The organism is Micromonospora sp. CV4, from assembly GCF_003667455.1.
Classification (GTDB): Bacteria; Actinomycetota; Actinomycetes; order Mycobacteriales; family Micromonosporaceae; genus Micromonospora.
This window is the reverse complement of sequence record NZ_RCVI01000025.1, coordinates 1-448: the sequence shown is the minus strand read 5'-3', so window position 1 is coordinate 448 and position 448 is coordinate 1. Positions and strand designations below refer to the sequence as shown.

Sequence of the window (448 nt, the reverse complement as noted above, 5' to 3'; positions counted from 1 at the left end):
ACCACCGACCACCCCGCCACCCGCCGGCGGGAACCTGGCCCTGAACCGGCCGGCGACCGCCACCAGCACCAACCAGAGCTACGCCGCATCCAACGCGGTGGACGGCAACGCGGCCACCTACTGGGAGAGCGCCAACAACGCCTTCCCGCAGTCGGTGACCGTCGACCTGGGCTCGGTCCGGCCCGTCGACCGGGTGGTGCTCAAGCTGCCCGCCGGCTGGGAGCGTCGTACCCAGACCCTGTCGGTGCTCGGCTCCACCGACGGGTCGTCGTACGCCACCCTGGCGGCCTCCACCGGCCGGGTCTTCGACCCCGGCACGGGCAACAGCGTCTCGATCGGCCTGCCCGCCGGTGACCGCCGCTACATCCGGGTGAGCGTCACCGGCAACACAGGCTGGCCGGCCGCACAGCTCTCCGAAGTCGAGGTGTACGGCGGGACGCCGACGACC

General features: G+C 72.8%; 1 protein-coding gene. It reads left to right on the top strand.

All coding sequences use genetic code 11. From position 1 onward, the window contains the following. On the top strand, positions 1 to 448 hold a 448-nt coding region (locus EAD98_RS00120), incomplete at both ends, for a discoidin domain-containing protein (protein WP_147457291.1).